13 protein-coding genes are annotated in these 14,458 nt (G+C 66.0%); 10 read left to right on the forward strand and 3 right to left on the reverse strand.

The genetic code is table 11. The annotated features are described in order from the left end of the window. Positions 1–53: 53 nt before the first annotated feature. Positions 54–248 carry a hypothetical protein gene (locus B8V81_RS20230; protein ID WP_101809070.1) on the reverse strand — a complete coding sequence of 65 codons (195 nt, stop codon included), beginning with the start codon at positions 246–248 and terminating at the stop codon, positions 54–56. Between the two features lie 21 nt (positions 249–269). Next, complete coding sequence (locus tag B8V81_RS20235) at positions 270–1,238, reverse strand: AraC family transcriptional regulator (RefSeq protein ID WP_101809071.1); 969 nt, start codon at positions 1,236–1,238, stop codon at positions 270–272. Between the two features lie 120 nt (positions 1,239–1,358). Here B8V81_RS20235 and B8V81_RS20240 point away from each other — a divergent pair, with 120 nt between their 5' ends. The 9 genes from B8V81_RS20240 (at position 1,359) to B8V81_RS20280 (ending at position 11,826) form a co-directional block, all read left to right on the forward strand. Beyond that, positions 1,359–2,210, forward strand: a complete 852-nt coding sequence (locus B8V81_RS20240; RefSeq protein ID WP_101809072.1) for a sugar phosphate isomerase/epimerase family protein — start codon at positions 1,359–1,361, stop codon at positions 2,208–2,210. Next, positions 2,207–3,226 (forward strand): Gfo/Idh/MocA family protein, encoded by a 1,020-nt coding sequence (locus B8V81_RS20245; protein ID WP_101809073.1) that lies wholly within the window; start codon positions 2,207–2,209, stop codon positions 3,224–3,226. Before B8V81_RS20240 ends, B8V81_RS20245 begins: the two co-directional genes overlap by 4 nt. Positions 3,227–3,361: 135 nt before the next feature. After that, complete coding sequence (locus B8V81_RS20250; RefSeq protein WP_101809074.1) at positions 3,362–4,249, forward strand: sugar phosphate isomerase/epimerase family protein; 888 nt, start codon at positions 3,362–3,364, stop codon at positions 4,247–4,249. Positions 4,250–4,529: 280 nt separating this feature from the next. Then, complete coding sequence (locus tag B8V81_RS20255) at positions 4,530–6,812, forward strand: helix-turn-helix transcriptional regulator (protein ID WP_101809075.1); 2,283 nt, start codon at positions 4,530–4,532, stop codon at positions 6,810–6,812. Positions 6,813–7,079: 267 nt separating this feature from the next. Then, entirely contained in the window at positions 7,080–7,940 is an 861-nt protein-coding gene (locus B8V81_RS20260; RefSeq protein WP_101809465.1) for an ABC transporter permease, read from the forward strand. A gap of 16 nt (positions 7,941–7,956) precedes the next feature. Beyond that, complete coding sequence (locus B8V81_RS20265) at positions 7,957–8,817, forward strand: carbohydrate ABC transporter permease (RefSeq protein ID WP_028599718.1); 861 nt, start codon at positions 7,957–7,959, stop codon at positions 8,815–8,817. 28 nt (positions 8,818–8,845) lie between these two features. After that, entirely contained in the window at positions 8,846–10,384 is a 1,539-nt protein-coding gene (locus B8V81_RS20270) for an extracellular solute-binding protein (protein WP_028599717.1), read from the forward strand. Between the two features lie 3 nt (positions 10,385–10,387). Continuing rightward, positions 10,388–11,452, forward strand: a complete 1,065-nt coding sequence (locus B8V81_RS20275) for an amidohydrolase family protein (protein WP_028599716.1) — start codon at positions 10,388–10,390, stop codon at positions 11,450–11,452. 23 nt (positions 11,453–11,475) lie between these two features. Then, the gene (locus B8V81_RS20280; protein ID WP_028599715.1) at positions 11,476–11,826 is read left to right on the forward strand and encodes a Rieske (2Fe-2S) protein; all 351 of its coding nucleotides are present in this window, start codon (positions 11,476–11,478) and stop codon (positions 11,824–11,826) included. Between the two features lie 122 nt (positions 11,827–11,948). On the opposite strand, the gene B8V81_RS20285 is transcribed toward B8V81_RS20280, so the two are convergent. Then, positions 11,949–12,872, reverse strand: a complete 924-nt coding sequence (locus B8V81_RS20285) for a DMT family transporter (RefSeq protein ID WP_028599714.1) — start codon at positions 12,870–12,872, stop codon at positions 11,949–11,951. Positions 12,873–12,971: 99 nt separating this feature from the next. Between B8V81_RS20285 and B8V81_RS20290 the strand changes: the two genes are divergently transcribed. After that, on the forward strand, positions 12,972–14,399 hold the full coding sequence (locus tag B8V81_RS20290) for an aminotransferase-like domain-containing protein (RefSeq protein WP_028599713.1): 1,428 nt from the start codon (positions 12,972–12,974) through the stop codon (positions 14,397–14,399). Positions 14,400–14,458: the final 59 nt, after the last annotated feature.

Consider the following 14,458-nt stretch of genomic DNA (forward strand, 5'->3'; position numbering starts at 1 on the left):
TGAAAAACGAAGCCCGCCTCCAGCTGGAGGCGGGCTTCGTTTTTCAGCATGGCTCAGCGCCGAGGCAGACGGCGGATGAGCACGAGCAGCAGCACGATGATGATCCATGGCGCCGCGTAGTCGGTCAGCCATTCGAACGTTTCTTTTGTCGATGCCCTATCTCCGTTCAGCCACCCGGCGGCGAGCACGATCAGCACGAAGGCGGGAAAAATCCAGATGCCGTAGGCTCTCCAAAAATGAGGTCCCATTCCGATTGCTCCTTTCCAAGGTCAGAGCTTCGCCGGTCCCGGCTGCGCGAGCAGGCCTGCGGCGGCCAGGGCGGTGCGTCCGTACTCGGACGGCGCCATGCCGGTCAGGCGCTTGAAGTCGCGCGAGAAGTAGTGGAGGCTCGAGTAGCCGAGACGGTCGGCGATCTCGGTGAGGCTGTAGCGCCGCTCGCGGATCATCGACTTGGCCGCGTCGAGCCGCAGCCGGCGCACGAGCTCCATCGGCCCGGTCCCGACATGCTGCTGCGTCAGCTCGCGCAGCCGGCTGCGGCCGAGATGGGCGGCGCGGCACAGGTCGTCGAGCGTCGGAGTCTCGCCGAGCCCGATGCGCTCGGCGACGAACGCCTCCAGCCGCTCCATCGCGTCCGCGCCTTCCGACGGCAGCGGCTGGATCGCGGGCGCGCCCCCCTGGCGCAACGGATCGCCGCTCTTGCGGATCTGGCTGAGCAGCAGCAGCTCCAGCGACAGGCGCAGCAGCTGCTCCGACCCCGGAGGCGCGTCCGGCGCGCGGCGCAGCTCATGCACGAGCGGGTTGTGGTAGGGAGGCTGAAAGCTCGCGAAGCCTTCGCGCAGCAGCATCGACAGCCACGCCCGTTCTCCGTCCTCCAGCGCGGCGGTCCAGTCCCGCAGGCGGTCCATGAGCGGGCTGCGGCAGACGAAGGCGACGACGATCAGGTTCGGCGGCCGATGCTCCTCGCCGACCCGGACGGTATGGAACTCGCCGGGCTTGTGGAAGACGATGCTGCCTTGGCTCAAGCGGAGCAGGCGGTCGTCGGCGCGGACCTCGACCTCGCCTTTGTCCACATAGAGCAGCTCCCAGAAGTCATGCGACTCTCCCTCGAACAGATAGCCCTTCGGATATTCGAAATAGTGGAAGGAAATGAGCTGCTCGACGGCCAGCTCCTGCCTCAGCGTCAGCGGATGGAACTCCAGCTCGACCGCTCCTTTCCATGGCGCAGGTTGTGCTCCCATCTTACCACAAAAATGCAAATCCGGCGGCGCTGATGGCAAAGCGGACGGACTCCGGGAGAGCTATACTGATGGCGGATGGCGATGGCGGATGGCCATCATGCCTGAAGGAGGAGCGAGACGATGAAAAAAGGAATCAACGCCTGGTCGTTTCCCGCGGGAACGACGGTGGAACGAAGCCTGAGGCTCGCCAAGGAGGCCGGCTTCGACGGCATCGAGCTGGCGCTGGAGGAGACGGGAGAGCTCAGCCTGGAAAGCACGCCGCAGCAGATCGAGGCCCATGCGAAGCTGGCGCGGGACATCGGCATCGAGATCGCCAGCCTGGCCAGCGGCTTGTACTGGTCGTATCCGTTTACGAGCGGCGACGGCGAGACGCGCGCCAAGGCGAAGGCGATCGTCCGCCGGCAGCTGGAGTTTGCCGCCTTGCTGGAGGTCGATACGATTCTGATCGTGCCGGGGGCGGTCGGCGTCGACTTCCTGCCGGACGCTCCGGCCGTCCGCTACGACGTCGCCTACGAGCGCGCGCTGGAGGCGCTGCGGGAGGTGGCCGGCGATGCCGAGCGGCTGGGCGTTAGCATCGGCATCGAGAACGTGTGGAACAAGTTCCTGCTGTCGCCGCTGGAAATGAGGGACTTCATCGACGCCGTCGGCTCGCCGGCGGTCGGCAGCTATTTCGACGTCGGCAACGCCCTGCACGGGGGCTATCCGGAGCACTGGATCCCGATCCTCGGCAAGCGCATCAAGAAGGTCCACTTCAAGGACTACCGGCGCGCCGCCGGCGGCCTGCACGGCTTCGTGGACCTGCTGGCCGGAGACGTCGACTACCCGGCGGTCGTGCGCGAGCTGGAAGCGATCGGGTACGACAGCTACGTGACGGCAGAGATGATCCCGTCCTATGCGCATCATGGCGAGCAGATCGTCTTCAATACGTCGGCGGCGATGGACGCCATCCTCGGAAGGAGCGTGCGGTCATGATCCGGATCGGCCTCATCGGCATGGGCTTCATGGGCAAGGCGCATCTGGAGAACTACCGACAGCTGGAGCGGGAAGGAGTCGCCGTGCAGATCGCCGCGATCTGCGACGCGGATCCGGCCAAGCTGCGCGGCGAGGGGAGCGGCGGCAATCTGGCCGCAGGCGGCAGCGTCACCGATCTGAGCGCGTATGCCGCCTACGAGTCGGTCGCCGACATGCTGGCCCGCGAACAGCTGGATGCGGTGGACATCACGCTGCCGACCTACCTGCATAAGGACGTGGCGATCCAGTGCCTGCAGGCGGGCCTGCATGTGCTGTGCGAGAAGCCGATGGCGATGGACGAGGCGGAATGCGAGGCGATGATCGGGGCGGCAGCCGCTGCGGACCGGTCGCTCATGATCGGGCAATGCCTGCGCTTCTGGCCGGCCTATGTCGAGCTGAAGCGGCTGATCGACGCCCGCGTTCTCGGCGAGGTGACGTACGCTTCCTTTTACCGGGGCGGCGGCACGCCGAGCTGGGGACCGTGGGTGCTCGACAAGGACAAGGGCGGAGGCGCGATCCTCGACATGCACGTCCATGACGCGGACGTCGTCAACTGGCTGTTCGGCAAGCCGGAGGCGGTGTCGGCCGTCGGCCTGAACGTCATTCTCGGCAGCGGCTACGACATCGTCTCGACCCATTACCGGTATGCCGATCCGCGCATCGTGCATGCCCAGGTCGACTGGACGCTCAACGGCGATTACGGCTTCGAAATGGGCTTCCGCGTGACGTTCGAGCGCGGAAACGTCCAGCTCGCCGGCGGCAGGCTGCGGGTCAATCCGGACGGCGCGCCAGGCTACGAGGCGGCGCTGGCTCCCGGAGAGGGATACTACTACGAGCTCCGCTATTTCGTCGAGCGGCTGCTGGCAGGCGCCCCGATCGAGGAAGCGGATCCGGAGAGCACCAAGGCGACGATCCGCATCGTCGCCGCCGAGATCGCCTCGGCCGACCGCCGCGGAGAATGGGTGGCGGTCGGCTGAGGAAGCCCGCCGCACAAATGTCCAACTCGGCCGCATCGCTGTTCTAGCTCCGCTTGCCGGACAGCCTTTACAATGAGGAGCAAGCGGCCTGCCTTCGCGGGGGCCTGAACAAAAGGGCAAAGGAGCGGGATCGTCATGGGCATCAACAATCCGATCGGCGTCATCGTCGACAGCTTCCAGGTCGGCGTGCGCGAGGGGCTGCGCAAGGCGAAGGAGGTCGGCGCGGACGGCGTGCAGATCTATGCCGTATCCGGCGAAATGGATCCGGACGGGCTCGACGCGGCCGCGCGCCGCGAGCTGCGCGACTATATCGGCTCGCTCGGCCTGGAAATTTCCGCGCTCGTCGGCGATCTGGGCGGACACGGCTTTCAGGATCGGCAGGAGAACGGCTGGAAAATCGAGAAGTCGAAGCGCATCCTCGACCTGGCGCTCGATCTCGGCTGCCATATCGTCACGACGCATATCGGCATCGTGCCCGATGACGAGCAGAGCGACATCTACGCGGCGATGCAGGAAGCCTGCGAGGAGATCAGCTCGTACGCGACGAGCCGAGGCGCCTACTTCGCCATCGAGACGGGGCCGGAGCGCGCGGCGCATCTGAAGGCTTTCCTCGACAAGCTCAGCACGGACGGCCTGTCCGTCAACTTCGATCCGGCGAACATGGTCATGGTGACAGGGGACGATCCGGTGCAGGGCGTACGCACGCTCGGCCGCTACATCGTGCATACGCATGCCAAGGACGGCATCAAGCTGAAGGACGAGGTCGATCCGCGCAAGGTGTACGGCATGCTCGGCTTCGATTTCGAAGCGATGAGCCACGAGAAGATCGCCGAGGCGGCCGAGCAGGGCGAGGACTTCCGCGAGGTGCCGCTCGGCGAGGGCGGCGTCGACTGGCCGAGCTACCTGCAGGCGCTGCAGGACATCGGCTACAGCGGCTACTTGACGATCGAGCGCGAGGTCGGCGGCCAGCCGGAGCAGGATATCGCCGCTGCCGTGCAGTTTCTGAAGAAGTTCCGCGACTGAAGCGCGCGGCAGCAAAGACGGCCATTCTCAGAGAATGGCCGTCTTTGCGTTCCATAGCTTTACGAGACGCACGAAGCATCCGACGACAGGCGGGAAGCGGAGCCGGGAGAGTTTTTGATTTTTATTTTCATAAACTTAACATATTGTTGATATTAAATTACGGCTTGTCTATACTTTTACCTAGATTCCCCCGCGAAGGACAGACGCGGCCGCGGCCGCGTCATGTCGCGCCTCAATCCCGCATGCCTGCTTGCCGACCCTTTCCCAGGTGGTGAGAACGATGGACCTGTCGACCCGCATGCCCTCTTTCAAAGCCTCTTTGTTCCGCCGGCATTTCGCCGTCTATCTGCTGCTCATCCTCGTGCCCGTGCTTGCCGCCGCCGCGCTCGTGCAGATGCTCGTGCTCCAGCTCATAACGGACGACGCCGAGAAGCGGAACGAGCTGCTGCTCGCCCGCGCCTCGGAAAAGACCGAGGCGTCCTTCGAGACGCTGCAGACGGCGATGATCGCCACGCTCTCCTCCCTCTCGACGGACCTCCTCGATCCGTCAGGCAGCATGACCGCCTCCGGCAGTTCGGGCGCCGCGCCAGCCTCCGGCCCCGCCGGCGCCTCCGCCGGCGCAAGCGTCTCCGACGCCAAAAAACAGCAGCGCGCGGAAGCTCTCCTCGCCTTGCGCGAGCAGCTCCAGCGGCTGGAGGGCCATCCGCTCGCGGAAAAGGCGTTTGTCGTCTCGGCCCGCAGCGAGCTGATCGTCGATTCCGACCTGTACACCGACCGGTCCTACTATTTCCGCTTCGTGGACCCGATGGACGACAGCCTCCGCTACGGGCTGCTGACCTCGCTGCGCGGAAGAATGATGATGGACCTCATCCTGCCGGGCACCGGCCAGCTGGCCGCGGCGGCCAGCTATCCGTTCAACAGCGCCGCGCCGGATCTGTACCTGGTCGTCCGCCTCCGGCAGCCGGAGCTGCTCCGCCTGCTCGACATCCCGGAGCGCTGGTCGGCCGGCACCGCGCTCGTCGATCGGGAGGGCGAGCGGATCGCCGGCTCGTATCGGACGGACGGAGTCGGGCCGGAGCAGCTGCGCGGGCTGGCGGCTTCTGCGAGCGGGGACGTCCGCGGCGGCTTCGCGACGGAGCTGGCCGGCGATTACGTGCTGCAGGCGGCCGCGATGCGCTTCCACGAGGGCTACCGGATCGTCAGCCTCGTCGACCTGCCCCAGCTCATGAAGCCCGCGCGCCAGCTGCGGCTCGGCATCCTGCTGTTCGCGGCGCTGTTCCTGCTCGTCGGCAGCGTCGTCTCCTACTGGCTGAGCCGGCGCATCTACCGGCCGCTCGCCGAAGCCCCGGAGCGCCATCCGTCTGATCCGCCGCCGCCGCTCGACGGCTATCCCGCCTTGCGGCAGTCGCTGTTCGAAGGGCTGCTGTCGGGAAAATGGCGGGATGCCGCGCAGCTGCGCGGCGAGGCCGAAGCGCTCGGCATTCGCCTGGAGCTGCCGGCATGCGGATACGCGTTCTGCATCCGCCTCCACGATGAGCCGGACAGCCCGTCCCGCACAGAGCCGCGGCCGGATCCGGCGAGCTTGTCGGAGCGCATCGCGGCGCTGCTGCCGACGCAAGTGCTGTCAGGGCGGCCGGCGGCGGATACGATCGCGGTCGTCGCCGGCGATGACCCGCTGCTGCTCGTCACCGGCGGAGAGCTGGCCGAGATGATCCGGCTCGCGCTGCGCCGGGAGCTGCCGTCCGGCCGCGCGACGATCGGCATCGGCGGCCGCTTTGACGCGCCGGACGGCATCGCCGCCTGCTGGCGCGCCGCCGAGGCGGCCGTCGAAGAGCGGCTCGTCGGCAGCGAGCCGATCGCCGTCTGCGCGGCGCCCGCGCGCAGCCAGGCCGCGGCCGAGCCGCCCGCTCTGCTGAGCGCGCAGGAGCTGGCGGTCGTCTTCAACCGCAGGCGGACGGGCGACCGCCGGGCGATGCTGGAGAGCTCGCTGGACGGCGCCGCCAAGCTGGCCGCTGCAGGCGCCTCCTGCGCGCGGCTCCGGGAGTGGTGCGGCGACACGCTGCGCGCCTGGCAGCGGCTGCTGCCCTCCGCCGAGACCGGCGATCCCGCCGCGGCCGAGCGGCTGCTCGCCGGGCTGGAGCGCTGCTGGAGCGAGGCGGAGTTCCGGCAGTGGCTGCGCCAGGCGCATCGGCAGCTCGTCGGGCAGGACGCGCCGGACCCCGTTTCCCGTCCGACCCGGCTCGGCGAGATCATGACTTATATCCACGCCCATTACGACAAGGAGCTGTCGATCGACGAGTTCGCCGCCCGGCTGGACATGTCGCCCGGTTATTTCAGCCGCGTCTTCAAGGATGAGATCGGGGAGAAGTACGTCGACTACATCGCCAAATATCGTCTTGAGAAGGCCAAGGAGCTGCTGCTCGGAACCGACCTGCGCATCGACGACATCGCCGAGAAGGTCGGCTACTGGGGGCGCAACTCGTTCCACCGGGTGTTCCGCAAGCATGAAGGCATCACGCCGAGCCAATACCGCGATGCCGCCCGCTCCTCGGCCGGCTCCTGACCGTCAAAACCCGCGTCGCCATTTTTTCGGCGTCGCTTTTTTTTCGCGGAAAGCGGCCTGCCATGCGGCTTCGCGGGTTTCGCCCTCTCTGGCGTCGAGCGAAAAAAGCGTCCCTTTACGCCCGGTCCGAACGGCCGCTAAGCTGAGGGCAAGCTTCTTGCTGCGGCAGTCCGCCGCGGAAGGACAACCGGAAAGGGGGAGTTCGGCTTGGCGCGAGGCAGCCGGCTGCTGGCCGCCCTGAGCAAGCATCGGGCGCTGTACCTGCTCATGCTGCCGGGAGTGCTTTATTACATCATCTTCAAGTACGTTCCCATGTACGGCATCATCATCGCGTTTCAGGACTTCTCCATCGGCCGAGGCATTCTCGGCAGCAAGTGGGTCGGCTTCAAGCATTTCGTCGACTTCTTCTATTACACGCCGGACGCCTGGAAGCTGATCCGCAACACGATCCTGCTCAACGTCTATGATCTGATCTTCCATTTCCCGCTGCCGATCCTGCTCGCGGTGCTGTTCCACGAGCTGCGCAGCGCCCGCTTCCGGCGCTTCATCCAGAGCATCAGCTACATGCCGCATTTCCTGTCCACCGTCGTCATCGCCGGCATCCTCGTCACCTTCCTGTCGCCGACGACCGGCATCGTGAACGCGCTGCTCGTGCAGCTGCTCGGCCTGGAGCCGATCGCCTTCCTCGGCATGCCGGAGTGGTTCCGGACCGTCTACGTCGGCTCGGAGATCTGGCAGAAGCTCGGCTGGGGCACGATCCTCTACATGGCGGCGATCGCCGGCATCGATCCTGCGCTCTACGAAGCGGCCCGCATCGACGGCGCGAGCCGCTTCCAGCAGATCCGCCACATCACGCTGCGCGGGATGGTGCCGATCATGATCGTGCTGTTCGTGCTTACGCTCGGCAACTTCATGGATGCGAGCTTCCAGAAGATCCTGCTGCTGTACAATTCGATGAACTACGAGACTTCCGATGTCATCAACACATTCGTCTACCGCCGCGGCATCCTCGATGCCGACTTCAGCTTCGCGACCGCCGTCGGGCTGTTCCAGTCGGCGATCGGCTTCGTGCTCGTCGTCGCGGCCAACCGCTTCGTGCGGAAGCATTCGGACACGAGTCTGTGGTAAGGAGGAGCAAGCTGCCGTGAAAATCAAGCAAAGCCTCGCCTCGCGGCTGTTCGACGCCTTCAACGTCGTCGTCATGCTGCTGCTGGCCGCCGTCATGCTCTATCCGATGCTCTACGTCTTCTCCGCCTCGATCTCGGACAACGCGCTCGTCGCCAGCGGCCAGGTGCTGCTCTGGCCGAGGCGCATCACCTGGATCGCCTACGAGCAGCTCGTCGCCCGTTCGGAGCTGTGGACGAGCTATTGGAATACGATCCGCTACACGGCGGTCTTCGTCGTGCTCACGCTGCTGGCGACCGCCGCGATGGCGTACCCGCTGTCCAAGCGCTGGCTGCCGGGCCGCAGGACGATCCTGCTGCTGGCCGCCTTCACGCTGCTGTTCAGCGGCGGTATCATCCCGACCTTCCTCGTCGTCCAGAAGCTCGGCCTGCTCGACTCGATCTGGGCGATCGTGCTGCCGCCGCTCATCAGCACCTGGTATCTGTTCATCATGCGGACGTTTTTCGAAGCGATGCCGGAGGAGCTGGAGGACGCCGCGCGCATCGACGGCTGCGGTCCGCTGCAGGTGCTGCTGCGGATCGTCATGCCGCTCTCGATGCCGGTCATGGTGACGATCGGCCTCTTCAGCGCCGTCAACCAGTGGAATTCGTTCTTCGACGCGCTCATCTATCTGAACGACCGCGGACGCTATCCGCTGCAGCTCATGCTGCGCAACATCCTCATCGCCGGCGAGACGGTGCAGGGCGAGGGCGACCTGTCCCATCTGGAGACGACCAAGTACGCCATGATCATGCTGGCGACCGTGCCGATCCTGTGCGTCTATCCGTTCACGCAGAAGTATTTCGTGCAGGGCGCCATGATCGGCGGCATCAAAGGCTGAGCCTATTTCAAGAAGGGGGCAACCATTCATGAAGTCGAGTTCGACACGCATGGCGCTGCTGCTTGCCGCGGCGCTTGCCGCAAGCGCCTTGAGCGGCTGCAGCGGAGAGGGCGAGGAGAAGACGGACGGACCGATCTCCTACAGCTGGCTCGTCTACGACCGGCCGGAGGGCAAGGTGCGGTCCGACTGGGAGATTTTCAAGGAGATCGAGGCGAAGACGGGCGTGAAGCCCGAGTTCCAGATCGTCAGCCAGGAAGGGCTCGCCGAGAAGAAGCAGATCATGATCGCCACCAATACGGTGACCGACTTCATTCAGGTGACCAACCAGGAGGGCCGCGAGAACGGCCCGGAAAAGGTGTTCCTCAACCTCGCCGACTATCTCGACGAGGCGCCGAACCTGAAGGCGTTCTACGAGAAGTACCCCGAGGCGAAGGCGGTGGCGACCGGAGCGGACGGCGGCATCTACACGGTGCCGGTGCTGGAGGGCGACGCGGAGGGCAAGGGCTTCAACTTCATCTGGTACACGCGCAAGGACCTCATGGACAAGCACGGCCTTCAGGCGCCGGGCACGCTGGACGAGTTCTATGCGCTGCTGAAGTCGCTCAAGGAAAAGGAGCCGAACAGCTATCCGCTCATCACGAGCGCGATCACGGGCGACACCGGCCTGTATACGGTGTTCGGACGCATGTTCACCGGCATCGAGGGCTATTTCAACCTCGACCCCGAATCGGGCGACTACGCGTTCGCTCCGTATCGCGACGGCTACAAGGAGATGATCCGGTTCCTGAACAAGCTGTACGCCGAGAAGCTGCTCGATCCCGAGTATGCGATCCTGACGCCGGCGCAGTGGGAGGAGCGGCTGCTGCGGGGTCAATCCAGCGTCACGTACTTCTGGAAAGCGGACCGCGAGACGCTGATCGACAAAGGCAAGCAGGCCGGCACGGCCTCGTTCGAGCTCGGGGCGATGCCGATGTTCGCCGCGGACGGCGTCAAGCCGTACCAGTTCTCGCGTCCGGTCGTCGGCGCGGTCGGCCGGGCGATCTCCGCCAAGGTCAAGGACAAGGAGCGGGCGGTCAAGTTCCTCGACTATCTCGCCGGAGAAGAGGGGAGCGACTACCTGTCGCTCGGCATCGAGGGCAAGACGTATGAGCTGGCGGACGGAGCGCCGGTGTACAATAAGGACTTCGGCCCGTCGCCGTTCACGACGCTGCGCAAGGACTGGGGCGTCTGGTACGACATGATCACGCTCAACAACGCCAAGTCCCGCGCCGCGTGGGAGGCAGGCTTGAGCGACCAGGCCAAGGCGATCAACGAGTCGTATGCCTCGTTCATCGTGCCGGCGCCCAAGCAGATCGTCAAGACGCAGGAGGAGCTGGAGCTCGAGAAGTCCAAGCTGACGAACCTGACCAAGCATATCGATCAGAAGCTGACTGAGTTCATCACCGGCAAGACGCCGATGACCGACGAGGCGTTCGCCCAGTTCACGGACCAGCTCAAGAAGCTCGGCGCCGACGAGCTGCTCGCCATGTACCAGACCGCCTACGACCGCACCTACGGAGGAGGCTGAGCGATGGCCGCGAACGCAGCCTATCCGATCATCGACGCCGACATCCACAACGAGCAGGAGGACCGGGCGCTGCTGCCCTATCTGCCCGAGCCGTGGCGCTCGCGCGTGGCGGGCTCCGGCATCGGCTACGCGATGTCGGGCTACTGGTCGCCGGTCGGCGTCATGCGCAAGGACGCGCTGCCGCCGAACGGCGCGCGCGCCGGCTCCGTGCCTGAGCTGATCGTCGAGCAGCTGATCGAGCCTTTTCAGGTCGAGGCGGCCGTCCTCACCGGCGTCGTCTACAACATCTCGACGACCCATGATCCCGACTATGCCGCCGCCATTTGCAGCGCGTACAACGATTATGTCGCGCACGAGTGGCTCGGCAAGCATCCGAGCTTCAAGGCGGCGATCGCCGTCTCGACGCTCGATCCGGAGCTGGCCGCGCGCGAGATCGACCGTCTCGCCGGCCATCCCGGCTTCGTCGAGGTCATCATCTCCAGCGCCGCGAGATTTCCGCTCGGCCAGCGCTATTACCACCCGATCTACGCGGCCTGCGAGCGGGCGGGACTGCCGCTGGCCGTCCACCCGGGCGCGGAGGGCGGCGGACTGTCGACGGCTCCGACGGCGGCCGGCTATCCGAGCCGCTATCTCGAGTGGCATACGAACCTGTCGCAGATGTTCATGGCCCATCTCGTCAGCTTCGTCTGCGAGGGCGTCTTCGTCAAGTTCCCGGGCCTGAAGCTCGTGCTCGTCGAAGGCGGCGTCGCCTGGCTCGCTCCGCTGCTGTGGCGGCTCGACAAGAACTACAAGGCGCTCCGCTCGACGGTGCCTTGGCTGACGCGCCTGCCGAGCGAGTACGTCCGCGACCACTGCTATCTGACGACGCAGCCGATCGAGGAGCCGGACAACCCGCAGCATCTGGCCGATCTGTTCAACATGATGGATGCCGAGAACATGCTGCTCTACTCCAGCGACTATCCGCATTGGGACTTCGACGCGCCGGACAAGATCCTGCGCAAGCTGAAGCCCGAGGCGAGGCGCAAGGTGTTCTACGACAACGCGCGCCAGCTGTACCGGCTTGGATGACCGGCGAGGGAGGAGGGAAGCCAATGACCGTGCATGTCGTCCTCCGCGAGGAGGAGCTGGCCGTCGGCGAAGCCCGGCTCGTCGCGGTCGGCGAGCGGGAGCTCGTCGTCTACCGGCTGCAGGACGGCTTTTATGCGCTGAACAACTACTGCCCGCATCAAGGCGCGCCGATGCTTGCCGGCCGCGTGGGCGGCACGAACGCTCCGTCGGACGTGTACTGCTACCGCTATGACCGCGACGGCGAGATCGTCCGCTGTCCTTGGCATGGCTGGGAGTTCGACATCAAGTCCGGCCGCTCGCTGTTCAGCGAGCGCGTCCGGGTGAGGTCGTACCCCGTCGTCGTCGAGGACGGGAAGGTCGGGATCCGGATCTAGATGTAGCTTGGATGCACAGCTGGAGCGGAAAATCATTGAAGGCTTCGGAATATCGCGGCTCGCTGCCGCCGCAAAGCCCCCCGGATGATCCCGAGGAGGGCTTTTCGCTTTGGCGGTCGGACTCATGCCGCTTCCCGGCTTCTCTTCTTGGCCGCGAGCAGCTGGGACTTCAGCTCCGGGAGCCGCAGCAGCACGATGCCGGCCAGGACGATCAGCGAGCCTGCGGCGGTGAAGCCGCTCAGCCGCTCGCCGTACAGCGCGGCTCCGAGCCCGAGCGCCAGCGCCGGCGAGACGTAGAGCCAGGTGGACGGGAAAAAGGCGTTCGTCGCGCGGATCAGCCAAGCGAACAGGCTGTGGCCGAGCATCGAGCCGATGACGATCAGATAAAGCAGCGAGGCAAGCGCCGGCAGCGGCTCGACGGCGGACGGATCGATCCGCTCCGTGAGCAGGGACAGCAGCGCCATGCCGGCGCCGCCGGCCAGCATCTGGCCTCCATTGAGCGCGATCGGAGACAGCGCCGGCTCCTTCGTCAGCAGCCGGCGCTGCAGCAGGCTGCCGGAGGCATACCCGATCTGTCCGAGCAGCACGAGCGCAGCCGAGAGCAGCCAGAGCCGGTCCGGATGGACCGCCGCCAAGCTCGGCAGCAGCAGGACGACGACGCCGGCGAAGCTGACGAGCGCGCCGCGCCGCTCCAGCTTCGTCGAGCGCTTTTTCCAGAAGACGGACTGCAGCAGGAGGACCGCGATCGGCGCGGTGGCCGACAGGACGGCGGCCGTGCCGGAGTCGAGATGCTGCTCCGCCCAGTAGAGCGTCGCGAACGTGACGAACGTGCTGCCGCAGCCGATGAGCCAGGTTTCCTTGCGCGCGAGCAGGCCGAAGGAAGGCTTGCCGCGCAGGCGCAGTCCGAGCAGCAGCAGCGCGCCGGCGGCGAAAAACCGGAGGCTGGCCGACAAAAGCGGCGGCAGTCCGGCATCCACGCCGAGCTTGATGACGAGAAAGGTCGTGCCGAAGATGGCGCACATGAGAGAGTAGAGCAGAACGACCATGAGGAAAAGCCTCCTTTTGGCCACCATCATACGATTGACAAACCGACCAGATGGAGCAATAGTAGAACAGATGAAGGCGGTGATCGGGAGGGATGGCGGATGCGTCCTGCGTGGACGGCCGATGGAATCGGCTCCAAAGGAAAGAGAGTGGAGGAGGCGCTGCGCAGCGGGCTCCGTCATGGCCGCTGGGCGGCGGGAGAAAAGATTCCGTCGGTGAGGACGATGGCGGAGGAGCTCGGCGTGCATCGCTTGACCGTGCTCAAAGGCTATCGGCTGCTGGAGGAGGAGGGGCTGCTCGAAGCGAGCTATCGGAGCGGCTATTACGTCCGCGCGGAAGTGCCTGCCGGCGAGGCGGCGGGCAGCGGCGTCCGCTGGAGCTATGGCGCGGGAACGGCCTGCGGAGCCGAGAGCCGGCTGTCGGACATCCATCGGCGGGCGGTCCGCTACCGGATGTCCGAGGCGCTGCTCGATCCGACGCTGCTGCCGAACCGTTTCCTCGCCCGGCACGCTCAGGAGGTCATCGCGAGCCAGCCGCTGCTGCTCAGCACGTACTCCACGGTCATGGGAGACGGGGAGCTGAGGGAGGCGATGGCGGGCTATATGCAGGACCGGCGGCTGGAGCTGTCGGCCGAGGAGCTGATGGTGACGACCGGCGCCCAGCAAGGGATGGATCTGGCGTTCCGGGCGCTTTTGCAGCCGGGCGACAAAGCCTTGATCGAGCGGCCGACCTACAGTCCGGCCATCGACATGCTGCGCCAGCTCGGCGTCCGCATGCTGCCGGTCGAGATCCGGCCGGACGGCTATGACCTGGATAGGGTCGAGAAGCTGATGGCCGCGGAGCGGCCCAAGCTGTTCTACCTCAACCCGACGTACCACAATCCGACGGGCTACACCGTGCCGGTCCGGCAGCGCAAGGCGCTGCTCGAGCTGGCCGAGCGCTACCGCTGCATCCTCATCGAGGACGAGGCCTACTCGGACCTTTATTTCCACGAGCCGCCGCCTGCGCCGTTGTTCGCTTACGATACCGAAGGCTGGGTCGTCTATTTGCGCTCCTACAGCAAATACATCGCGCCCGGGCTGCGGATCGCCTTTCTCGCGGCGAGGCCGCCGCTCCTGGCGGCGATCCGTCCGCTCAAGGCGCTGGCGGACGGCGGCACGCCGCTGCTCGGGCAGAAGCTGTTCCAGTCGTTCTTCTTTTCGCACCGGATGCAGGAGCATCTGGCCAAGCTGCGCGTCGCCGTCTCGATGCGCAAGGAAGCGATGGAGCAGGCGCTGTCCGCATCCGGCTGGAGCTGGGAAAGTCCCGCCGGCGGACTCAATCTGTGGGTGCGGCTGCCGGAGGGCATGCAGGCCTCGCGGCTGCTGGAGCGCAGCCTGGAGCTGTCCGCCGCCTTCGTCCCGGGACCGATCTGCGATCCGCTGGACGCGATGCAGGACCGGATCCGGCTCAGCTACTCGCTGCTCGACGAGCGCCGGCTGGCCGAAGGACTCGCCCGAGTCCTCGAGGCGGCGGAGGGGATGGGATAGGCAGATGGCCTCTCTCCCGATGCGGCGAGATCCAGCCGTTCTATACCTCGTACGGCTTC

The sequence above is a fragment of the Paenibacillus pasadenensis genome (assembly GCF_002864175.1).
GTDB lineage: Bacteria > Bacillota > Bacilli > Paenibacillales > Paenibacillaceae > Paenibacillus_O > Paenibacillus_O pasadenensis.